The following is a 22,529-nucleotide window of genomic DNA, read 5'->3' on the forward strand; positions in this document are numbered from 1 at the left end:
CCCAAGCAACAGGGTTGCTTGGGCTTTTAACATATTAGTTTTGAGACATAAAGTACTCAATTAATTTCGATGCGCTATTAACGTCTTTTTCAAGCACCTGTAACTCAAACTGAGCATCTTTCGAAACCTCCGCTTTGATACCTGCCAACGACAAGCGTGACTGAATATCTTCGGCAGAACCGAGTGTTTCAAACTCAGCAATTGTTACAAGCTCTAAGCTTCACCCGAACATGTTACGGTAATCTTCACGAGATTTCAAGATTACTTGGTGAGCTACTTCGCTACCATAAACATCGTCGATATCTACTGCTACTTTTTCTTCACCTGGGATATTTTTGTAAGTCAAGAAATAGTGAACCAAACGGTCGATAATGCTTTTTGGACAATCTTTGATGTCTTTCCATTTACCGTACATTGAGTCGTCTTTCAATACAGCAATGATTTTGTCATCAGCTTCACCTTTGTCAATCATACGAATACCACCGATAGGGATAGCTTCGCAAATGATGTCACCATGCGTGATAGCGCGTTCAGAAAGAACCAAGATATCAAGTGGGTCACCGTCACCTTTTTCAATGTCTTTACCAGAAGCGTTACGAGCTAAATCTGCCGTTAATTCTCCACAGTAAGTTTGAGGCACAAAGCCGTACAAAGCAGGTACAATGTTAGAGAATTTTTGAGGACGGTCGATTTTCAAATACCCTGTTTCCTTGTCGATTTCGTATTTTACTGTATCAGTTGATACGATTTCGATAAATGAGTTAACAATTTTCGGCATATCCTTTCCGATTTGGATACCATGCCAAGGATGGGCTTTATAAAAATTACGTTGCATAAGTAATAATTGCAGTCTCCACTGCGGGTTGTTGGTGAGATTACTCACGGTCTTTCATCAAGGATAGAGGGCGAGGGTATTCCTCGGCTAGTTACTGATTGATAGCCTTGATGTTAGACTATTAGTTTAAAATTAGCGTATATTTTTTCTTGTAAATATTCAACTTCAACCTCTAATTGCTTAGAAGCAGCCACAAAGATACTTGATATTGTGCAATTCTTATCGTCTGTCTCAAGAAATAACTGCTTAATTGGGATAGATGTGATTAAACGGACAGCATTAGATTTATCTTGTAAAAGTGCTGAGCCCAAAGATATATACATTTGATGCTGAACAAGTTGCTTTAAAATTTGCTCATTATTGTTAAAGCCATGAATCAACCAAGGGGACTTGGGTCGTAACAATTTTTTAATTTGGATTATTTCCGAAAATGCTCGTACACAATGAATCACTATAGGCTTCTGTAATTCTTCAGCGATTTGGATTTGTGTTTTAAAGACATTTATTTGAAAAGTCCAATCTGTTTGACAGATTTTGTCCAAACCACATTCGCCAACAAACAAGACTTTGGGATGAGCTAAAATCCTTTTTAACAAAGCCAAATCCGCTTCTAGTTGACCTTCTTTTAAATACCAAGGATGTAATCCTGCCGAAAAATATTGATTTGGCAAAGAGCTTTCTATCTGTTTTATCCAAACCTCCATAGGAATAGACGAATCTATAATCAGGTTTTCTACCTGAATAATAGCATCGTCCGCTTCGATATGATGAGTGTGGATATTGAGATACATATTTTTATTGAGTGATTGGTGATTGAGTGATTTTTCCAATAAATACATCCTTAGATACGCAATGCCTTGTGGTTTTACGCTTCGAAATTAAAACAATTCTTCCACAAATTGATTTATCCTAGATGAGTCATATTATTGGGAGATATGCCATAGGCTTATCACTCACTCGTTAATGTGAAAAACGAAACAATGTTTAGCATGTCATCTATCTCGGTTATTTGGTTCAAAAGAGATTTACGTTTGCTCGATCACCTGCCTTTGCAAAAAGCGATTGAATCGGGGAAGTCACTATTGCTTTTGTATATCTTCGAACCAAGCTTAATCCAAGATGTACATTATAATCCACGCCATTGGCAGTTTGTGTGGGAGTCGCTCATTGATTTACAGAAAAGACTTTTCCATATAAATCCCAATGCCAAACTTTGGGTAGTTAGAGAAGAAATTTTGCCCTTTTTCCAAGAACGACTTTCCTCCTATCCTATTCATTCGCTATACTCCTACCAAGAAACAGGGATTGCTGCAACTTTTGAGAGAGATAAGAAACTTTCAAAGTACCTAAAAACACAAGATATTCCTTGGTACGAATATCAGTGCAATGGTGTAAGAAGGGGGCTCATGCATCGAGAAGATTGGATGAAATCGTGGTACGCTTTTATGCACGAAGCTCAAGCTATGCCTGACTGGTCGAAGGCTACATTCTCTGACATAGATTTATCAGGTTTTGAAATAACAAATTTTCAAGACATTTGCCCCAATTACTCTCCTGCGCAGCCTATGCAGCCTGGAGGCGAATCTTATGCCCAAAAATATATGCAGAGTTTTTGGAAAGAGCGGTGCAGATTTTACTCAAAACATATTTCAAAACCACTCGAAGCTCGCAAATCCTGTAGCAGACTTTCACCGTACATTGCTTGGGGAAACCTTTCCATAAAACAAGTGTATCAGGAGAGTTTACAACAAAGTAAAAAATATCCCTTTCTTAAAAAACCACTAGAAAACTTCCGTTCGAGACTACGCTGGCATTGTCATTTTATCCAAAAATTTGAATCTGAAGAACGTATTGAGTTTGAAAACCTCAATCGTGGATATGATGATTTATTTTTTTCTGATAATCATCAACATTTTGAGGCTTGGACAAAAGGTCAAACAGGCTACCCACTTGTGGATGCTTGTATGCGCTGTTTGGTAAGTACTGGGTATCTCAACTTTCGAATGCGCGCTATGCTTGTATCATTTTTGACCCATAACCTTGCCTATCATTGGAAGCCAGCGGCTTTATTTTTGGCTCAACAATTTCTAGACTTTGAGCCTGGCATTCATTATCCACAAATTCAAATGCAAGCTGGAGTAACAGGCATCAATACCGTCAGGATTTATAACCCTACCAAGCAAGCCCAAGATCATGACCCTGAGGGGATTTTTATCAAACAATGGGTTCCAGAGCTAGCCAATTGTCCTGTAGCATTGATTCATGAGCCTTGGAAATTGACCCCTATGGAGCAGCATTTATATCAAATAGAAATCGGAAAAACCTATCCTTTTCCTTTGATGGATATAGAAAAAGAGCATCAAAAAGTAAAGGAGCGGATTTGGGGACACAAAGCCAAATCGGAAGTTAAGCAACACAAAAAGGCTATTTTGACAAAACATGCGATACCTTTTCAACAAAAGTCTTGATTTAGGCTCAGCTAGATTGCAAAGAAGTGTAGTGCAAAGCTGGTTTTTTCTGTACCTTTGCATCCAAATTCTGAAATAACAAAGATAGTCCTCATGATAGGACCTATACACAAAGCAAATTAGCACAATGATTTATCCGATTATACCTTACGGCGACCCCGTTCTCAGAAAAGAAGCTGAAGATATTGAAAAAGGCTCGATTGATGTTAAACAATTAGCCGAAGATATGTTCGAAACCATGTATGCGGCTTCTGGCGTAGGTTTGGCTGCTCCACAAATTGGTATGAGCATCCGTATGTTTGTCGTAGATGGTCGCCCATTCAATGAAGGCGAAGATCTTGACGAAAGAGATAAAGATCCTTCGGTAGTAGATTTCAAAAAAGTATTCATCAATGCTGAAATCTTGGAAGAAGATGGCGACGAGTGGGGTTTTGAAGAAGGTTGTTTGTCTATCCCAGGTATTCGTGCAGATGTTTACAGACCAGAATTTGTAAAAATCCATTATTACGATACCGATTGGAACGAACACACAGAAGTTTATGAAGGTCTAGCAGCTCGTATTATCCAACACGAATACGACCATATCGATGGTATTTTGTTTACCGACCACCTTAGTCCTGTCAAAAAACGTATGCTTAAAAATAAGCTCAGTGACATTTCGAAAGGCAAGGTAAAAGTTGACTATAAAATGAAATTCAAATAGCATCTATCCCAAATCTAATAACACAGATTTGGGATTTTTTGTAACTACTCATGAAAAATATACTTGCAGGCTTATTCTTTGCGATGTTGTGGGCTTCGGCATCGGCTGCGACCAAAATTGGATTATTAGATGCCCAGCCATTCGTAATAGGCAACTGTCGATTCTTTATTGCGGGGTTTATCATGTTGAGTGCGAGTTTGATTTTCCAAAAATCTAGACTCCCACAAGGGAAAGAATGGCAACAGCTAGCTATTTACGGCTTTTTGAATGTGACCTTATATTTGGGATGCTTCGTCTTGGCTATGAAAAAAGTCTCTGCTGGTATTGGTTCGCTTTCTACGGCTACCAATCCTTTGATTATTAGTGTCATTTCAGCAATTTGGATGAAACGAGCTATCAAAAAAGGAGAACTGACAGGATTAATTTTAGGAATTTTAGGCGTAGCTATTGCGACTTATCCTTTATTAATAAAAAGCTACGCAAGCGTAGATGGACTATTGATTTTGGCAACTAGTATGATTTCCTATTCAGTAGGTACGATTTATTATTCGCAACAAAAATGGGATTTACCATTGTTGACAATCAATGGTTGGCAAGTGCTTATAGGAGGCGTCATGTTGCTACCTGTTACGTTTTTGATGACCGACTGGGAAAACAATCACTATACAGTACGCTTCTGGAGCTCGGTATTTTGGTTGGTTGTTCCTGTGTCTATTGCAGCAGTACAGCTTTGGTTGTATTTGCTTAAAACAGATGCAGTCAAGGCTTCACTTTGGTTATTCTTGTGCCCTATTTTTGGTTTCTTATATGCCTCTGTCCTCCTCGACGAGCCTATTACCACTTATACTTACATAGGAACGGCATTGGTAATTTTGGGTCTTTATGTAGCACAACGAGAAAAATTTCAGTCTAAATCATCAACCTAGGCTCGAATTGAATTAATTTGGCTAAAGAAATAATGTTGAATTGGGGCTTAGAGCTGTACCAAGGATTTTAAACAATTTCAGATTGGGGATTTCTGATTTCGGAAATAAAGTAAAATACCTTAATTTTTTACAAAATAGAGGAGCTTACATTTCCAAAATCCCCCAAAGTAGTTAATTCATCCGCAATCTAGTCGTCCCCAAAACAGATATTTTTTGTCGAACACTTACAGCCTAATACACATAAAAAACCGAAAGCCCATTATAATCCCGTTACGCTATTTATGTTAAGAATCCCTAAACTATTATTGCCTTTATTATCTCTTTCTTTGCTTGCCTGTAGTTTTTTAAAAGATTCTGTAGAAGACGCCACATGGCAAGACCTAGGCTGTGATACCACACAAAAAGTAAGCACTTTGGCTATTTATGACATGGTACATCCTTTTTATGAAACAGATACTTTTTTACAACTCAATATCAAACCCACTGCTATCTACGTAGCCACAGTGGGGGTCCGTCAGGAGGTTGAAATGACTGCTTACAAGCTTGATTCGCTTAATCAAATCACGGCGATACCTAATCCAGCAGGAACTATCGGAGTAACACCTACTTGGGTTGAGCAAGCTTATTTGGGAGCACTCATTCACACCCCTCATTACTTGTACGACCGTTGGACGAGAATTCTTGAAAATGACCGTGCAACTTTTCTAGCCAAACGAGATTCTATCAAAACCATAATGGCCGAAAAGCACAGTAGTATCAAGGTTATTTCTGATTTACGCTCTATTGCCAACCAACGCAAATATCTATCTCGCAAACGTACCGCCTCGCCTGTATCTATGCATAACTTTGGTCTAGCTGCAGATTTTGCCATTTTTAGAGGTCACCGAATCTCGAACACGCTTGCCAGCTACAAACCTTTGGATACACTCACTGCTCAATATGGACTCACTTGGGGAGGTAATTTTGTAGGCTTTATGGACCCTGGACATATCCAATATTTTAAGAATGGAGCAACTTTGGTTCAGAAATACCCTGTATTAAGATTTGAATTTGAACCCTATCGCGAGTTTTATCTCAATACTGTAGAAAAAGCAGTAAAAGCGGGAAGAATTAATCGAGTAGTTGATACAGCAGATTTATTAACCTTACTTAATGAACTTCGCAGAAATCAACCTTGTGCTTGTGGAAAAATCAAAAAGCAAATAAATACCAACACCTTAGAAAAAGTCAAGGTATTACTTCAAACAACGCCATACAACGCATTAAACGATATTATATTGATTGGAGATTTGAGTCATCAAACGCTTTCACTTGTGTCGGCAAAAGGCATTATTACTCTAGAACTAGGAAAATGGAGATAACGGAATGGCCTTACAACTTTGTCAAAGACTACACTTTGACAAAGTTGAGCCTAGTGTAATTAGGTATTTATCGCTAAAATTAGTGAATTAAGCAGAGGAAAAATCCTCAAAGTTATGCTTGCATAACTTTATGTCTTGCAAATGTAAGACGCTTTATCACCGTAAACAACCTTTTTAAGATAAAACTTTTGTTAACTATTTATATAACAGCACACTTACAACTTATATCCTCTCAAGAAATCTTGAATACCCATACGCTTCTTCATTTCTAATTGAAGCTCTTCAATGGCTAGCCAACCTTCTGCACATTTAAAATAAAGATAGCTTTTATGATCACTTACCCACTGCCCAACTGGAATATCCTCGTTGGATTCAAAATCAGCCACAATACTTGTTTTGTAAACTTTACAAGACTTATCACCTAGGAAAGTCCATGCGGCAGGATAAGGCGACAAACCACGTACAAAATCGTACACTACTTTGGCAGGTTTTTCCCAATCAATCTGGCAGGTTTCTTTAAAAATCTTCGGTGCATGATGTAATACCTGATTTTCGTTTTGTGGGTCTTGAGGATAACTCCCCGACTCGATAGCACGTACCGTTTTGAGAACCAGTTTCGCACCTGTATGCATCAATCTCTCATAGACAGTACCAACGTTATCGTCTTCATGAATAGGTTCTTTTTCTTGAAAAATCACAGAACCTGTATCTATTTCATGTTTCAAAAAGAAGGTAGTCACACCCGTTTCTTTTTCTCCGTTAATAATGGCCCAGTTGATTGGAGCAGCGCCACGATACTGAGGCAACAATGAACCATGTAAGTTAAATGTACCCAAAGGTGGCATTTGCCAAACCACTTCTGGTAACATTCGAAAAGCAACTACAATTTGTAAATCTGCCTGATAACTTTTGAGTTCTTCCAAAAATGCGGGAGCTTTCAATTTTTCAGGTTGTAGAATCGGAATGTTTGGTGCATTGTTCAATACATATTCTTTCACAGCCGACATACCCAATTTTTGTCCACGACCAATAGGCTTATCGGGAGCTGTTACCACAGCCACTACCTCACAACGATTGTCTACCAAAATCCTTAAACTTTCTACCGCAAATTCGGGCGTACCCATGAATATAATTCTCATATTTTTTTGATTGTCTATTTTTCTCAAAAATCTAAAACGCTTTTTGATAGCCTCTTTTCACATTTTATAAAACAATTTATCATCAAGTTTCGTTAATGAAAAACAGGGTTAAAAACAGGTAGTTATATTTATTCTTTTAAAAACACAAAATGTATTTCTTTTTTGAAAAAGCGCAAAAATAAGCTATCTTTGTAATCTCAATTCACACAAAATGAAAAGAACACAAGCAATAACGGCACAAATATAACTTCGATTTTCTACAAAGGTCTTAAAATCTTGTAGAACGGTCAGAAGCCGTTCTTTTTTATTTGTCTGAGTTGAAACTTTAATTGGGAATTCCGTCTTTTTGCTGGCAAGAAATTGTCAGTAATTTTTTTTGTATTCACCACCAAATCAGTCTAAAACATTTTAAACATAGCAGAAAAGTATGGCAAAGGTACAGTATTATACGCAGGAAAAACTTGATGAGCTAAGAGCAGAACTTCATTACCTTAAAATTCAGGGGCGTGCAGATATGGCTAAACAAATTGCTGAAGCTCGTGACAAAGGTGATCTTAGTGAAAATGCGGAGTATGATGCGGCCAAAGATGCACAAGGATTATTGGAATTAAAGATTTCTAAAATGGAAGAAATCGTGGCTAATGCACGTGCTTTAGACGAATCTACTATTGATATTTCTAAAGTCTCTATTCTATCGAAGGTAAAAATCAAAAATCGTCGTAATGGAATGGAAGTAACTTACACGATTGTATCGGAAGAAGAAGCTGATTTAAAGGCTTTTAAAATCTCTATTTCTTCGCCATTTGGAAAAGGTTTATTTGGTAAAAAAGTAGGTGATGTTGCCGAAATTACTGCTCCTGCTGGAAAACTAGAATTCGATATTTTGGAAATTTCTCGCTAATATTCTCTGCTTTACTTCCTCTAAGCTTTTAATCTAGCGAAAAGTCCATAAATATTTTGGAATAAATTTTGCAAAAGCCCTCATTGAGATAAATCAATGAGGGCTTTTTTGTAGTTTTATGATAATATTCAAAACATTACCCTTCAAGAATGTAACGAAGTGCTTGCTTAGCAAATTTTTTTGAGCATCTATCGTTGTCAAACTAAAACCCTGAAATAAGACCTATATTTCGTACATGCAATTTTTATATCCTAGTTTTTTGTGGGCTTTGCTAGCGGCAGCCATTCCTGTTATTATTCACTTGTTTAATTTCCGCAGGACCAAAAAGGTTTACTTTACCAATGTCGCTTTTTTAAAAGCCGTTAATACGACCACTTCATCTTTTCGTAGACTCAAGCATTTGCTCATTATGGCGGCTCGAATCCTTGCGATTATTTGCTTGGTATTGGCTTTTGCACAGCCTATTCTTACACCAAAATCAGGGAATATTGCTAAAAGTGCTGGTTTGACGAGTATTTACATCGATAACTCTTTATCGATGCAAAATGAATTGAACAAGAAAAGTTATCTCGATAAAGCAATCAGTAAAGTAGAAGAACTGTTGACGGCATTTCCACAGGGTTCGAGACTTCAATTGGTTACTAATGATTTTTCGGCACAAGAACATAGCTTGAACAACGCCCAACAAATCAAAGAGCGTACTACAACGATTGATTATACACACACACCTCGCACTGTCGAAAACGTACTCAAGCGCCAAATCAGTCTTGCAGCCAAGCATCAATCTCAAGGTGGTAATCAATTTATTCTTTTTTCTGATTTTCAAAAAAGTACTGCTGGCGCCCTCAATCGCTTAAAAGTAGATACTTCGAGTACGGTTTTCTTAGTTCCTGTGCAGGCCAAAGCTATCCAAAACGTTTTTGTAGATTCGGTTTGGTTGAATACTCCTTTTATCAGAGAAATGCAAGTAAATACGTTGACGGTAAAACTCTCCAATACTGGCGAAAGAGCAGTACAAAATCTTCCCGTAAAATTATTTGTCGACGAAGTACAAATTGCCTCCGCCGTAGCCAATATAGATGCTCATGGCACTACCACTGCTAATTTTAATTTTACCGTAAAAGATAAAGGCTTCAAAAAAGGAAGAATTTCATTTGATGATACGCCAGTTACCTTTGATAATGACTATTACTTTGTATTGCACGCTGCTCCCAAAATTCGAGTATTACATTTGTTTGGACAAAGCGCTCCAGAAAAATTTGTACAACACGTTTTTGAAAATGATAGTGTGTTTGTCTTACGCAGTATTTCTGCTAGTAATGTAGATGTGGGTCAAATCAGAACTGCAGATTTGGTGGTACTCGAAGGAGTACAGGTAATCGATGGTAGTTTGAGCGTTAGTTTACAAGATTTTATCAAAGCTGGCGGTTCGGTCATGGTGATCCCTCCTACCGCTCCAGATGTTGCCAATTACAATTCGTTGTTGGGAAAATATGGTATTCGTAATATCCAGCTCAAATCGAACACACCATCAGAGTTAAGTATTTTGGCAGAACCAAGTAAAGCTGGGGGATTCTTTGGAGACATTTTCGATAGTTCAAATCTTCGTGCTATGCTACAAATGCCTTTGCAATCGGCGAATTTGACATGGCAAGTTGCTGGCGAAAAGCTCTTACAGTTTCGCAATGGTATGCCTTATTTGAGCAGTACTAGCATAGGTCAAGGTGAAATATATTTGGTGGCATCTCCACTCGCCAAAGAATGGGGAGATTTTGCTCGAAATGCTTTATTTGTACCTATTATGTACAAAATCGGTGCGCTTAGTGTTCGTCAAGAACCTTCAGCGTATTCATTCAAAGACAATACTTTTACACTTGAAGTAGACAATGCCAATGCTAACACAAGCTTTAAACTCAAAAAAGGAAAACTTGAGCTAATTCCAATTCAGCAACTCAATGGCAAGCAACTAACGATTGAACTTCCTAAAGCAAACCAACTCAACGAGGGTCAAGAAATAGAATCAGGCTACTATGAGTTGATGAATAATGGAAAAGTTGATCGTATTTTAGCCTTCAATCATGACCATAGCGAATCACAAATGGAATTTTATTCGAGTGAAGAGTTAAAATCTATTTTTGGTACTCAGAAAAACGTACAGGTTTTTGACCAAATTGACGATACAGATTTTGTCAAAATATTCAAAGAACAAAACTTTGGAAAAGCTTTGTGGCGTTATTTCTTGATTGGAGCACTTATCTTTTTGGCAATAGAAGTCTTACTAGTGAGATTTTTCAAATAATTGGTAGAAAGAGCTTTTATTAGTGCTAAAAGCTATCCAAAAACATTTTTGCAATCACTTAGTTATTTTATAAAATCAAGGTTTGCTTGATTTCACATCTAAAACAATTATCAAAATGGCATTACAAAAAGGCGATAAAGCTCCAGCATTCACGCTTTATAACACAGAGAAAGCTGAAATTTCATTGGCAGATTATCAAGGCAAAAACGTAGTATTGTTGTTTTTCCCATTTGCATTTACAAGCGTATGTACAACAGAATTGTGTGAAATGCGCGACAATATTCTTACTTATTCAAGCCTCAAAGCTGAAATTTTAGCGGTATCAGTAGACTCTTTATTTACTTTAGGAAAATTCAAAGAGGAGCAAAATCTTCCATTTCATTTGCTTTCAGACTTCAATAAAGAAGTTTCAACAGCTTATGAAAGTATTTACGATACATTTGCTTTTGGTACCAAAGGTGTTTCAAAACGTTCAGCATTCGTTATTGATGGCGAAGGTACTATTCAATATGCTGAAGTATTGGAAAGCGCTGGCGATGTTCCAAATTTTGCCAATGTAAAAGAAACATTAGCATCACTGGCTTAGTTTAAGAGTAATGAATGGTAGTTTATTTTTTACAACTACCATTCATTCACATCCATATCTTTTACTTATGCTAAAATATCTTACCATATTCGTTGGTGTACTTTTAGGGTCTGGTTGTTTTTCACAAACAACAGACCCTAATTTGTTTTATAAAGAGCAGGTTCGAATCAATCAAGACGGTATGAAAGTATTGGGAGGTTGGGCAGCAGCGAATATGATTGCTAGTGGCATAGCCACTGGACAAACACAAGGAAGTGTCAAGTATTTCCATCAAATGAATATTTACTGGAATATCGTAAATGGAGGCCTAGTGGCACTTAGTACGCTGCAAGCAAATAAACAACTACAACATCTACCCAACAATTGGGAAGCAAATAGAGCTTCACAAAAGAAAATTGAAAAGCTTTTTCTCATCAACACAGGGCTTGACTTAGTGTATATCGGTACAGGAGCATATTTACTGGATAAAAGCTCAGCGAGCTGTAGTTCCTCTGAAATGCTCAAAGGATATGGACAATCACTAATTTTACAGGGTGGATTCTTATTCTTATTTGATGGTGCCATGTACTTACTTCACCATAAACATGGTGTAAAGCACAGCAAGCTCCTCAACCAAATAGCATTTGATGGACAGAGGATATCCATCACATGGATGTTTTAGATTTGAGATTGAGAGAATAAGCGATTATTGTTTATTATAGATTCTATTTGCAGAGACACAATATATCTAAATACTCATCTTCTTGATTTCAGTATCAAAAAAGGCGGTCGAAATTAGTTTTCGACCGCCTTTTTTGATATTATATTTAAAATGCTATTCTTTCAACGCAACTATAACTAGCGATTAATTTGTACGTGTTTAGTTGCCGTAAAATTGTCATTCCTGATTCGTATCAGATAAGGACCTTCGGGCAACTGTGTTAAATTAATATCCTTTTTAGTTTCGAAAGTTGCTATATCAGATGCATAAACAAGTGAACCACGGTTGGTGTACACTTCAACTTTAAGATTTGCCCAAGGGTAGCGAGTATCTAAAGTAAAAGCTCCATTACTTGGATTTGGATACACTGAAAAGCCTCCATCTTCGTACAACTGTATATTTTTTCTGTCGGAAACGGGAGAAAGACAAAATTTCGTTCCGTAGCTCAGAGTTGAATAAAGCTTTTTGGCTGTTACTTGAACATCGCCTGGGTCACTTAACTTAATTTGGCTAGTCGAGCCGTCTAGCTGCGTACCATTCAATGTCCAAATATATTGTTCTGTTTGAGGATTAGCCACGCCAATAGAATAAGGACTATAACGCACAATTTCATCTACCGAAACTTTAGCAGGAGTAGGTTTTACTGCTACATAAATCGGCGTAGATAGAGCCGAATTACAGTTGTTATTATCCGTTTGGAAAGCTTTAAATGTTCCAGATAAAGTCACATTAAGATTCTGTACGAGATATTGAGCTGTTTTGCCACCTTGCACTGCTACCCAAGTAGGATAGTTTCCATTCGCCAAAGCCATTTGTAGCACAGTGTTATCACCATCACAAAAAACAGTATCCTTACTCCAAGAGGTTATAGGTGTTGCAGGAATTTGATTGACCTTAATCGTTAATGGCGATGAACTCAAAGAGAAACAACCTTTAGCATCTACGGTTTGTACCGTATAATTTCCACTTTGACGAACATTGAGAGTTCTCGTTGTAGTACCCGTATTCCATTTATAACTTACCGCTCCTGTATTCGAAGAGATTAAATCGACGCTAGTATCCGAACAAAAGGTAGTTGGACCATTTGGGACAATATTAGGCGTAGCGGGTAAAGGGTTTACTTTTACAACAACAGCATTGGAAGCAAAGGACGAGCAACCCTCCGAGTTCACCGTTTGAACGGTATATGCTCCTGACTGATTTACAGAAATCGCTGCAGAAGTGGATCCTGTAGACCAACGGTATGCTAAATTTTGTCCTGAAGATGTTAAGGTAACCTGTGAGTCCGCGCAAAACTCTAAGGCACCATTCGCACTAACTGTGGGTTGAGCAGGAGAAGCTTTCATGAAAGTTGTTAACGGAGCCGATTGCGTCAAACAGCCAAAATTATCGACAGCTGTAACGGTATAGTTTCCTGCATTATTAAGAGAAATACTTTGTCCTGAAGCTCCAGTACTCCAACGAAATGCAACACCATTTGAAGCAGATACGGTCAACCCATCGTTCTGACATACCCCAACAGTTCCTGAAGGGTTTGTAGTAACAGTTTGAGGACTAGTGGTTCTTACTAAAATGGGCGAGAACTGCATCACATTTCCACGGCTGTCAATCGCACGTGCGTAATAGGTACCATTAGAAAGTGTTACTTTTTGTTGAGTAGAGAAAATGGCACTTTCGAAATTCACACTGCGAGACCATTGATATTGATTATAGCCAGATGGCATTGTTACATCCAAGGTATTATTGCCACAAGCAAAAGACAATTGAGGCTGTACTGTTGGTGCTTGTGGTACTGAATTCTGGAAAAAACTATCATTAAGGGAGTTACTCCAAGCTTGTCCTAACTGTAATAACCCATCACCATGGAAATGCAAGCAATCTGAACGACCTGGATTTTGTATATTATCTGTATAAGGTCCTAGGAATGCATTGGTCATACTAGACGCTACAGTGCGTTGTGCAGCCAATACAGGCTCCCATGACTCAGATGCATTGGAAGGGTTACAATTATTGGGCGCAACACTGGCTGAGGTTTGTGAAATGACCCATGCAATATTTTTTCCAAGTTGCTCCCTTGTTTTTGAGATTACAACTTGAAGTTTTGCTGTATAATCGGATTGAGATGTTCGAAAAGGGTAATTATCCGCCTCACCTTGGCACCACAATATGGATCTAGCTCCTAATAATGGAACAAAATACTGTAATACTGATTCTAATCCGCTATAGGGTAATCTGTTGGGATAATACCCTCCAAGGTATATATTAGAAGCACTACCACCTATGGATGTAACAAACCACGATTCTATTGAAGTACCATTAAAACCTGCATTTAGGAAAAGAATAGGAACATTGAGCCTAGCAGCCAACAAATCTCCAAGTTTTCCCCAACAATAGGCACCTTTCCCTCTAGGAGCAATATAGGTATCGGCACTCAGTTGCGTAAATGGACTCAATGTCGCATAAGAAGGCCCTCCGTTTATTTGGTCATTGGCATTGCCAAACGTATTTACTCTATCGTCTTGAGCCCCTTGTTGACCCATATTAAATAGGCCTTCAGCATTGGATTGCCCTGCAATAATAAACACCTCACCTACTCCAAATCTATCGACAGAAGTAATATTTCCTACAACATTATTGTTGAGCACACCTCTAATTTCCATTCTATACCATCCTTGATTAATGGTCATTGCACTTGAAAATCCTCCATTCGTTGGAAAGTCCTTCAGTGTTTTCCAATCACTCCATTCCCCAGGATTACCTTGACCTGCATTGATAGCAATTAATCTAGCTTCAATTCGGTCTACTTGCTGCTCGTATGTCCCCGAAACAGTAATTGTGGCAACACCGGCATTATTACGTTGATAAACAGCACGGCTTAGCGGGGAAGTAACAGTAAACTGCCCTAAACTTACACTAACACTTCCCAATAAAATAATAATGACACCTAATAATTTTTTCAAAAAAAGCATAAATCTATATTCAGTTTTTATTCCTTATAAAATCTACTGAGGCTTCTGCAAAACTTGTTTATTTTAAGTTAATGCACGGTTAATTATATTATTTCTAAATTCAAAAATCTCACAAAGAAATCGCTTATCCGGCATATTACTATCCTTGTCTTAATCAAACTTAGTAACTGGTAATGAACATTTACAAACAAACATCACTTTATAGATGATTTAAGGTTGTCATCTATAAAATGATGTTTGTTACAGGTAATATATAGTGGATAACTTTATAGGAAATAAATACTTGCCACTTCCTAACGTGTAATAATAAGCTGCTTAGTTAAACGGTAATTTTGAGAATCTACTCTTAGTAAATAATTACCAGTTGGCAGGTTACTTAAATCTAACGTTCGACGGCTATTAAAATCAAATTTTTCGGTTGCATATACTTCTATGCCAGCCATTGTATATACTTTTATAACGACACCTTCTAGATTATATTTACTATCTACACTAAACACTCCACTTGTTGGATTTGGATAAATAGAAACCCCTTTATCATCAGGAAACTTAAATTCAGTTGTCTCTAATATCGAACTAGATTTAGTATCAAAATAAGTTACCAATGATGTTTCTGAGGATAAACATACCAATGGAGACGTTGATGCTAAGATTGGATATCTTCTTTTTGACTGTAATGTATAAACTCCTTCAGTTATAGCACGAATCAAAGTATCCTTTGTAGCAAGCGCTTGCCCACTTAGACTCCACGTGTATTCATCAACAGGTTGTGTTGAGCGTGCGGCCAATAAATATGGTCCAACTCTGTAAATAACTGGAGACACAGGCTTTGCTTTGCGAACTGCCCAAATAGCATTAGAAGGTTTAGAGTAACAGCCTTTCGCATCCACTACGTATCCTTTAACCAATGCTGTTGTAGATATATCAATGGATGAAGCATTCTCTCCACTCAAAGCTGCATTTCTCTCCCAATTAAACCCAACATAATTGGCGTTAGCAGGAGTCAATGTAATACGTGTTTTAGAGCCTTCACAAAACACAGTATCTGAAGTAGCCCTAATGGTTGGGCTAGTAGGCAAAGGATTCACTAATGTAGGTACACCAATCGATGATGCCGAATAACACCCGTTTGCTCCAAGTGTACGCACACTGAATGTTCCTGCTGTTTTAATATCTACATCTTGTGTTGTTAGTCCATTACTCCAAAGGTATCCTGCGGCACCTACACTTGACGAACTCAATTTAGCACTTTGTCCATCACAAAATTCTGTTGAGCTCTTTAATGCTATCGTTGGTTGTACAGGTCTTGGTTTAGAAACTAGTGTTACACCATTTGATAGTGGTGACAAACAAGCATTTTGATCAATAATACGAACAGAATAGGTGCCATTGATTCCAATGTTCAATGTTTTAGTTCTTGCAATAATAGTATTAGAATTACTTGCAACCCATTCATATAACGCACCATCAGACGAAGTAAGTCCAACCGTTGTACCTTCACAATAATTCAAATCAGCATTGGCCGAAACAGTCGGTGCTGCAGGAGAAGTATTGGCCTTTACTGTAAATGATGGGATTTGAATAATGTTACCATTAGGCTTGGTAATTTTGGCAAAATAAGTACCCGAACCAACTGTTACATCTTTGGTATTACCCATAATTTCATAATTACTATTTACCCATTGATAAGCAGAATATCCAGCAGGTAAGCTCAAACCAAGCTTTTGATTTGAAATACAGGAAAGGTTCACTTCAGGAATCGTATCTGCCATAATTGGTTCGTTCAGGTCAAAGAAGTTTCTTTGATCCGAATTACTTACAGGGCTAGTCAAAGCTGCTACCCATGCCTTTGCAGCTTGATCTAATCCTGAACCAGTGAAGTGTACGCACTGGCCTCTATCGCCAATTTTATCAACTTGAATATTATCTGTGAAAGGTCCAGGAAAAATCGGTTGTAAATTTTTACTCGTAACTGCTGAATTTTGGGCATTTACAATCATCGGAGATGGCTTTGGTGCACTAGCGCCTACGGAACTAGTATTACAATTTAGTTGTCCTGAGTATGAAGTTCTGGCAACAACCCAAGCCAATTTATTATTTCCTAAATCTTGACGTGTTTTTTTTATCAAATCAGTTAGATTGGCTAAGTAAACACTATCTCGCATTGGTAAGCGTTTTTCTAACTCACTATCAGAAAGTCTTTGATTAGGTGGCAATGCAGCGTTTGTAGCAATGGCATCAAGATTCAATAGATTAGCAGTTTCACCTTCCATCCATAAAATTGCGCGCATTCCCAAATTTATTCCGTAATATCCTAAAACAGCCTTCAAATTTGCATAAGGATAGCCTGGAATATAACGATTTTTATTATTTGGATCGGTCGAGAATTGAAAATCACTTTCTGCGCCTATTGTTGGAAATACTGCGCTATCTCTCCACACACGAACTGATGCACCAGCCCAACCTGTATTAAAAAACAAGATAGGAACATTTAATAAATCGGCTAAAGCATCTCCTACTTTTCCCCAATAATAAGGTCCTATACCTAAAGGTCCAATTGTAACGTCTTTTTTCAATTGGGAAAACTCTACAATTGAAAAAGCATCAGTACTTGTTGTTATAAAACTCTTATTATTAGGATCATAAGTAGCTTGATATGAAATACTTGTCCGATAACTTGGATCATTCATAAAATTGGCACAATTGACTCTATCATCAGAAGCTGCTGTTTCATTTGTTGATCGTAGACCACTACCGCCAGCATTAGACTGACCTGCGATTACAAAGACCTCTCCAACGCCTACTCGTTCGATACGACTTACATTACCAACTACCGAGCCACGAAGTAAACCTCGTACTTCCATCGAATACCATCCTCCTGTTAAAGTTACGGTCCCTTTAAAAAGTCCACCTCTTGGGTTTGTTTTAAAAACAGTCCAATCAAGAGCTGTTCCTTGTCCAGTTTTTACAGGAATAAATCTTACTTGAAGTTCATCTACGGGTTGTGAATAACTTCCTACAATAGTAACAATAGCCTTATTGGCTAAATCTCTTTGAATTACTTGACGTTGTACAGGAGAGGTGATGGTAATCTGGCTTACTACAGCATGGCTTATAAACCAGAAGCATAGTAGTAATGGTAATTTTTTAAGCATATCCACTTTAGATTAAATAATGGAGGGTTTGAGTCGAACGTTTATTAGAATTTCTATAAAGACATCAAGAAAACCGATATTTGTTATATCCATTTTACTTAGACGGCATTTTAGTCGATTTGGTTGCTCTAAGAATTCATAAAACTTATCTTTCTTTTGTGATTCAAGAGACAATATTCAAAAAACCAGTGTTTTAGAATAATCCAACAAAAATAAGAAAAGCATCCCAGTATTGGGATGCTTTTCTTATTTTTCTACAAAATTCGAGTAGATGGCATCGTAATGATTAGTCAGCTACTACTGTGAATTTCACTTTATGTTTCACATCTTTGTGAAGGTCAAGTGTTGCAGCGTATTCGCCTACAAACTTAACTTCAGAATCCAAAGAGATTTTCTTACGATCTACTTCAAAACCTTTTTCCTTCAATGCTTCAGAAATTTGAAGAGTCGTAACACGACCAAAGATTTTACCACTTTCACCAACTTTAGCAGCGATTTCAAGTGCTAACTCTCCGATTGAGTCAGACAATGTCTGAGCATCTAACTTGATTTTCTCAAGTTTGTGAGCGATTTGTTTAATGTTCTCAGCAAGTACTTTCTTGTTTGATGGCGTTGCCATTACTGCGAAACCTTGCGGAATGAGATAGTTACGACCATAACCAGGCTTTACCGTAACAACGTCGTTTTTATAGCCAAGACCTGCGATGTCAGTCTTTAAGATGATTTCCATTTTTGTAAAAGATTTTTAGTCAATGATTGCAAAGACAATCCTAAACTTCTAACTCTAATTTTTTGCGTATCGACAACGCGACAATTACTATTTCAAACCGTCTGCTACGAATGGCATTAAAGCCAAGTGACGAGCACGTTTAACAGCTTGAGCTACTTTTCTTTGGTATTTCAAAGAAGTACCTGTGATACGACGAGGAAGAATTTTTCCTTGTTCGTTAACCAACTTCAATAAGAAGTCTGGGTTTTTGTAGTCGATATACTTGATGCCTGATTTTTTGAAACGGCAATATTTTTTGCGTACTACGCTTTTGTCAACTGGTTCGTTTACTAAAGTCATGATTTCTTAAGTTTAAGTTGTGAATCGTGTTTTTTAGAAATGCTAAAACATTTCAATTCAACAGCTTATTCAGCTTTCGCTTCTTGTTTTTTACCTACTAAACCTTTTCTCTTGCGGTCGTTGTATTCAATCGCATGTTTGTCAAGTACTGTTGTCAAGTAACGAATTACTTTTTCATCACGCTTGTATTCAAGTTCCAATTTAGCAACGATTGTTGGTGCTGCAGTGAACTCAAAAATTTGGTAAAATCCAGTGTTTTTGTTCTGAATAGGGTACGCCAGCTTACGAATTCCCCATGCTTCTTCGTTAACGATTTCAGCACCGTTATCGGTCAAAACTTTTTTGAATTTTTCAACGGCGTCCTTTGTCTGCTGTTCTGACAAAACGGGAGTTAAGATGAACACCGTTTCATAATTACGTAATTCCATAAAAATGATATATTTTATAAACTGTTTTTTAAAAGGATTGCAAAGGTAATTATTTTCAGACAATTGTCAAAATTTTCTTACGAAAGTTTTGACAATCAAGCTAATATACCTTAAAATAATAAGCGGTAGAAAATAAGTATCGGGCAATTTAGCACCTACAACCTATCTTCTACCGCTTATTATATTGGAATGATGAACCCTTTTTCTACTTCACTTCAAAAATTCCCTCTCCAATTTTGAAACCTTCTGCATACAACTCTATGGTGTGTTTGCCCTCTTTATAAGCCTGTCCACGACTGTAGATAAATTCTACTGATTGATGCGAGTCATCATATACAATACGTTGTTTAGCAGTGTAAGTCAAATCACGACCTCGATACCCAAAATTACCTGACCCTGTAGCCATATCAGCAACAGTACTTCCCGAAGGATCGATGATTCTTAAGTAAATCACTTTTGCTTCTTTGTTGGTCAACGGATTTTCTTGTAAATAGAAAGTTATTCTAATTTTATCTACCTTTTTCGATTTATACACCCCTCCATCGCTCTCTTTGCCTTTATTAGAAATAGCATAGACGTTGATATTTTCGGCACGAAGCGCTGCGGCTTGTGTAACCTTATCAGATAACTCTTTGTTTTTTGCTTCCATTTCACGCTGACGAGCAGTGAAGTTATTAGCTGAATCAAATAAGGCTTTTTGCGCTGACGAAATACCTTCACGCAACAACTCCGCCTCACGGCTTAATGAATCATTTTGAGCTACTAAAATGCCATTTTCTTTACGTAAACGAGTTATTTCATGTTCTTTTTGGCCTAATAATGCTTCGTACTTTTTAATCTTTGCTTCATATTGCTTCATTGAAAAACCTTTATCCAACTTTTCAAGTGCAAGTTTGTCTTCACTTAGTTGTTTTTTAGCTCGTTCTAACTCTCGTACATCTCCTCCCAAACGCTGTATTTCGGCAATTTTCATATTGAGCTGATTGGCAATTGAGTCTAACTTTGTGTTGGCCGTCAATAACTCCTCAGCGTGCTCTAGTTTCAAATCTTCAATATCTTTATTGTGTTGCCTCTCACGCAAATACAAATACCCCAAAGCAACAGTCAGCATGGCGAGTACAGCAACGGCTACTTTTAGTTTTTGTTCACTTTGTCGATTTGGATTATACTCCATTGTTATTTGATATTTATGAGTTTGATAATCTTTAATGAGCAATTACAAAAGCTCTTAAAAGTATAAAAAAAACGTTATATGAGCATATTTAATTTTACAAAGCTAAGATATTACCGCAAAAACTAAAAGAACTTGTAGGGTATTACGACAAAGTAGTCAAATTTTACGCTTTCTGTGCTTTATCTTTGTATCATATTGCAAAACAATCCTACTCAAGATGACTATTGCTCAAAATATAGCTGATATTAATACGCAACTTCAAGGCACCCAAGCACACTTGATTGCTGTGACCAAAACCAAACCCATAAGCGATTTAGAACAAGCTTATCAAGCTGGTTGTAAGGTATTTGGAGAAAATAAAGTTCAAGAAATGGTATCTAAATGGGAAGTGTTACCCAAGGATATTCAATGGCATCTTATTGGGCACTTGCAATCCAATAAGGTAAAATATATAGCTCCGTTCGTTAGTTTGATTCATTCGGTAGATTCTTTTAAGTTGTTACAAGAAATCAACAAGCAAGCTGTTAAAAATGAACGGGTTATCGATTGCTTGCTTCAAATCTATATTGCCCAAGAAGATACCAAATTTGGACTTTCCGAAGAAGAGGCTATTGAACTACTAGAATCTCCAGAATTAAAGGAACTCCAGCATATCCGCTTAGTTGGATTGATGGGAATGGCAAGTAATACTGATAATCAAGAACAAATTAGGGTAGAATTTAAAAGCTTAAAACAGCTTTTTGACCGTATTGCAAAGACTTATCAATTGCCTAACACGGCTTGGAAAGAGATTTCGATGGGAATGTCAGGAGATTTTTTGATTGCCGCCGAAGAAGGGTCAACTCTTGTGAGAGTGGGCTCTGCTATCTTTGGACATAGATAAAATTGAGTGATTGTGCGATTTAGTGACTGAGTGATTATTTTTAATTTACATACCCGTGGAGACACAAAGTATTACGTTTTTACAGGCAAAATTCATATAAAAATAATCACTCATTTACTCAATCACCACTCACTAAATTCGAAATGACTCTTATTACAACCAATCTGTGTAACCATATTGAGCCGTAATCTTTTTCTTCTTTATTTTCTTACAAGAAATCTTCATCGCAATATCCTTCAAAGGGCGGTTATTGCTATCTCTTTTTTGAGTAGCCACCGAGTCAATTACCCAAAGGTTATCTAACACCTGTCCAAAAACTGTATAATTCCCATCCAAATGTGGCGTCCCTCCTATCGTTTTATACACTTGCTGTTGCTCGGGTGTATAAGTACGCAAAGGACTTCTTTTCATTTGTTCTGCCAGTGTTTTATCATCCCAAACTTTGCCTTGCACTACATAAAACTGACATCCTGATGATGCTTTCTCTGGGTTGTTATCTCTTGCTGCAGCTATAACTCCTTTTTTATGAAAAATATTGGGTAAAATTTCAGCAGGAACTCTATACCCTACATCACCTTCACCTAACATGGTTCCTTGTGCTGCTCCTTTTGATTGTGGATCACCACCCTGAATCATGAATGTGTTGATAACTCGGTGGAAAAGTAACCCATCATAAAACTTTTTGTTGACTAGCTTCAAAAAGTTCTTCTTGTGCAAAGGCGTTGAGTTATACAAAATACCGTGCATATCTCCCCATGGAGTACTAATAGTCAATAAGTAATCTCTACGTTTTTTGAATAGCTGTGCCGATGAGACTTGACTAATTCCAAAACACAATAGACTTAATAATAACAATCGGTTTAGTTTCATATATAGCTTTAGGTTGTTGATGGCAAATTGGAGGCACTTCAAAAACTATACTCTTGTGCCTGA

General features: G+C 37.4%; 19 protein-coding genes. 9 read left to right on the forward strand and 10 right to left on the reverse strand.

Features of this window, described 5'->3' with window-relative positions:
- Window positions 1-220: 220 nt before the first annotated feature.
- Both QM481_RS17570 and QM481_RS17575 read right to left on the reverse strand, forming a co-directional pair.
- Window positions 221-835 (reverse strand): inorganic pyrophosphatase, encoded by a 615-nt coding sequence (locus QM481_RS17570; RefSeq protein WP_166550651.1) that lies wholly within the window; start codon window positions 833-835, stop codon window positions 221-223.
- Between the two features lie 113 nt (window positions 836-948).
- Window positions 949-1,626, reverse strand: a complete 678-nt coding sequence (locus QM481_RS17575) for a TatD family hydrolase (protein WP_166550650.1) — start codon at window positions 1,624-1,626, stop codon at window positions 949-951.
- A 198-nt stretch (window positions 1,627-1,824) separates the two neighbouring features.
- Here QM481_RS17575 and QM481_RS17580 point away from each other — a divergent pair, with 198 nt between their 5' ends.
- The 4 genes from QM481_RS17580 (at window position 1,825) to QM481_RS17595 (ending at window position 6,293) form a co-directional block, all read left to right on the forward strand.
- Window positions 1,825-3,303: a cryptochrome/deoxyribodipyrimidine photo-lyase family protein gene (locus QM481_RS17580; protein ID WP_283382678.1), complete on the forward strand. Its 1,479-nt coding sequence runs from the start codon at window positions 1,825-1,827 to the stop codon at window positions 3,301-3,303.
- A gap of 127 nt (window positions 3,304-3,430) precedes the next feature.
- Entirely contained in the window at window positions 3,431-4,006 is a 576-nt protein-coding gene (gene def / locus QM481_RS17585; RefSeq protein ID WP_095160223.1) for a peptide deformylase, read from the forward strand.
- A gap of 50 nt (window positions 4,007-4,056) precedes the next feature.
- Window positions 4,057-4,932 (forward strand): DMT family transporter, encoded by an 876-nt coding sequence (locus QM481_RS17590; protein WP_283382679.1) that lies wholly within the window; start codon window positions 4,057-4,059, stop codon window positions 4,930-4,932.
- 281 nt (window positions 4,933-5,213) lie between these two features.
- On the forward strand, window positions 5,214-6,293 hold the full coding sequence (locus QM481_RS17595) for a M15 family metallopeptidase (RefSeq protein WP_283382680.1): 1,080 nt from the start codon (window positions 5,214-5,216) through the stop codon (window positions 6,291-6,293).
- 215 nt (window positions 6,294-6,508) lie between these two features.
- Here QM481_RS17595 and fmt read toward each other — a convergent pair whose 3' ends face one another.
- Entirely contained in the window at window positions 6,509-7,432 is a 924-nt protein-coding gene (gene fmt, locus QM481_RS17600; RefSeq protein WP_283382681.1) for a methionyl-tRNA formyltransferase, read from the reverse strand.
- 427 nt (window positions 7,433-7,859) lie between these two features.
- On the opposite strand from fmt, the gene greA reads away from it, so the two are divergent.
- From greA to QM481_RS17620, 4 genes are all read left to right on the forward strand, one after another.
- The gene (gene greA, locus QM481_RS17605; protein ID WP_166550646.1) at window positions 7,860-8,333 is read left to right on the forward strand and encodes a transcription elongation factor GreA; all 474 of its coding nucleotides are present in this window, start codon (window positions 7,860-7,862) and stop codon (window positions 8,331-8,333) included.
- A gap of 235 nt (window positions 8,334-8,568) precedes the next feature.
- Window positions 8,569-10,632: a BatA domain-containing protein gene (locus QM481_RS17610; protein WP_283382682.1), complete on the forward strand. Its 2,064-nt coding sequence runs from the start codon at window positions 8,569-8,571 to the stop codon at window positions 10,630-10,632.
- Window positions 10,633-10,747: 115 nt separating this feature from the next.
- Window positions 10,748-11,218, forward strand: coding sequence for a redoxin domain-containing protein (locus QM481_RS17615; RefSeq protein ID WP_283382683.1), 471 nt, complete (start codon window positions 10,748-10,750; stop codon window positions 11,216-11,218).
- A gap of 67 nt (window positions 11,219-11,285) precedes the next feature.
- The gene (locus QM481_RS17620) at window positions 11,286-11,879 is read left to right on the forward strand and encodes a DUF6992 family protein (protein WP_283382684.1); all 594 of its coding nucleotides are present in this window, start codon (window positions 11,286-11,288) and stop codon (window positions 11,877-11,879) included.
- Window positions 11,880-12,055: 176 nt separating this feature from the next.
- Here QM481_RS17620 and QM481_RS17625 read toward each other — a convergent pair whose 3' ends face one another.
- The 6 genes from QM481_RS17625 to QM481_RS17650 form a co-directional block, all read right to left on the reverse strand.
- Window positions 12,056-14,887 carry a T9SS type A sorting domain-containing protein gene (locus QM481_RS17625; RefSeq protein ID WP_283382685.1) on the reverse strand — a complete coding sequence of 944 codons (2,832 nt, stop codon included), beginning with the start codon at window positions 14,885-14,887 and terminating at the stop codon, window positions 12,056-12,058.
- A gap of 293 nt (window positions 14,888-15,180) precedes the next feature.
- Window positions 15,181-18,042 carry a T9SS type A sorting domain-containing protein gene (locus QM481_RS17630; RefSeq protein WP_283382686.1) on the reverse strand — a complete coding sequence of 954 codons (2,862 nt, stop codon included), beginning with the start codon at window positions 18,040-18,042 and terminating at the stop codon, window positions 15,181-15,183.
- Between the two features lie 286 nt (window positions 18,043-18,328).
- Window positions 18,329-18,772, reverse strand: a complete 444-nt coding sequence (rplI, locus tag QM481_RS17635) for a 50S ribosomal protein L9 (protein WP_283382687.1) — start codon at window positions 18,770-18,772, stop codon at window positions 18,329-18,331.
- 87 nt (window positions 18,773-18,859) lie between these two features.
- A complete protein-coding gene (gene rpsR, locus QM481_RS17640) occupies window positions 18,860-19,111 on the reverse strand; it encodes a 30S ribosomal protein S18 (protein WP_095160599.1) in 252 nt (83 codons plus the stop codon).
- 65 nt (window positions 19,112-19,176) lie between these two features.
- Window positions 19,177-19,539: a 30S ribosomal protein S6 gene (gene rpsF / locus QM481_RS17645; RefSeq protein WP_095160617.1), complete on the reverse strand. Its 363-nt coding sequence runs from the start codon at window positions 19,537-19,539 to the stop codon at window positions 19,177-19,179.
- A gap of 205 nt (window positions 19,540-19,744) precedes the next feature.
- Window positions 19,745-20,713, reverse strand: coding sequence for a DUF8428 domain-containing protein (locus tag QM481_RS17650; RefSeq protein ID WP_283382688.1), 969 nt, complete (start codon window positions 20,711-20,713; stop codon window positions 19,745-19,747).
- A gap of 217 nt (window positions 20,714-20,930) precedes the next feature.
- On the opposite strand from QM481_RS17650, the gene QM481_RS17655 reads away from it, so the two are divergent.
- Window positions 20,931-21,596 (forward strand): YggS family pyridoxal phosphate-dependent enzyme, encoded by a 666-nt coding sequence (locus tag QM481_RS17655; protein WP_166550639.1) that lies wholly within the window; start codon window positions 20,931-20,933, stop codon window positions 21,594-21,596.
- A gap of 153 nt (window positions 21,597-21,749) precedes the next feature.
- On the opposite strand, the gene QM481_RS17660 is transcribed toward QM481_RS17655, so the two are convergent.
- Window positions 21,750-22,466 carry a peptidylprolyl isomerase gene (locus QM481_RS17660; protein WP_283382689.1) on the reverse strand — a complete coding sequence of 239 codons (717 nt, stop codon included), beginning with the start codon at window positions 22,464-22,466 and terminating at the stop codon, window positions 21,750-21,752.
- Window positions 22,467-22,529 lie beyond the last annotated feature (63 nt).

The sequence above is a fragment of the Flectobacillus rivi genome, assembly GCF_030056655.1.
In the GTDB taxonomy this organism is placed as follows: Bacteria; Bacteroidota; Bacteroidia; order Cytophagales; family Spirosomataceae; genus Flectobacillus; species Flectobacillus rivi.

Coding starts and splice junctions, on each gene's coding strand:
- QM481_RS17580 (WP_283382678.1), top strand. CDS start 1,825: ATGTCATCTATCTCGGTTATTTGGTTCAAAAGAGATTTACGTTTGCTC.
- rpsF (WP_095160617.1), bottom strand. CDS start 19,539: ATGGAATTACGTAATTATGAAACGGTGTTCATCTTAACTCCCGTTTTG.
- QM481_RS17570 (WP_166550651.1), bottom strand. CDS start 835: ATGCAACGTAATTTTTATAAAGCCCATCCTTGGCATGGTATCCAAATC.
- QM481_RS17660 (WP_283382689.1), bottom strand. CDS start 22,466: ATGAAACTAAACCGATTGTTATTATTAAGTCTATTGTGTTTTGGAATT.
- QM481_RS17650 (WP_283382688.1), bottom strand. CDS start 20,713: ATGGAGTATAATCCAAATCGACAAAGTGAACAAAAACTAAAAGTAGCC.
- rplI (WP_283382687.1), bottom strand. CDS start 18,772: ATGGAAATCATCTTAAAGACTGACATCGCAGGTCTTGGCTATAAAAAC.
- QM481_RS17620 (WP_283382684.1), top strand. CDS start 11,286: ATGCTAAAATATCTTACCATATTCGTTGGTGTACTTTTAGGGTCTGGT.
- rpsR (WP_095160599.1), bottom strand. CDS start 19,111: ATGACTTTAGTAAACGAACCAGTTGACAAAAGCGTAGTACGCAAAAAA.
- QM481_RS17655 (WP_166550639.1), top strand. CDS start 20,931: ATGACTATTGCTCAAAATATAGCTGATATTAATACGCAACTTCAAGGC.
- QM481_RS17610 (WP_283382682.1), top strand. CDS start 8,569: ATGCAATTTTTATATCCTAGTTTTTTGTGGGCTTTGCTAGCGGCAGCC.
- def (WP_095160223.1), top strand. CDS start 3,431: ATGATTTATCCGATTATACCTTACGGCGACCCCGTTCTCAGAAAAGAA.
- QM481_RS17615 (WP_283382683.1), top strand. CDS start 10,748: ATGGCATTACAAAAAGGCGATAAAGCTCCAGCATTCACGCTTTATAAC.
- greA (WP_166550646.1), top strand. CDS start 7,860: ATGGCAAAGGTACAGTATTATACGCAGGAAAAACTTGATGAGCTAAGA.
- QM481_RS17590 (WP_283382679.1), top strand. CDS start 4,057: ATGAAAAATATACTTGCAGGCTTATTCTTTGCGATGTTGTGGGCTTCG.
- fmt (WP_283382681.1), bottom strand. CDS start 7,432: ATGAGAATTATATTCATGGGTACGCCCGAATTTGCGGTAGAAAGTTTA.
- QM481_RS17630 (WP_283382686.1), bottom strand. CDS start 18,042: ATGCTTAAAAAATTACCATTACTACTATGCTTCTGGTTTATAAGCCAT.
- QM481_RS17625 (WP_283382685.1), bottom strand. CDS start 14,887: ATGCTTTTTTTGAAAAAATTATTAGGTGTCATTATTATTTTATTGGGA.
- QM481_RS17575 (WP_166550650.1), bottom strand. CDS start 1,626: ATGTATCTCAATATCCACACTCATCATATCGAAGCGGACGATGCTATT.
- QM481_RS17595 (WP_283382680.1), top strand. CDS start 5,214: ATGTTAAGAATCCCTAAACTATTATTGCCTTTATTATCTCTTTCTTTG.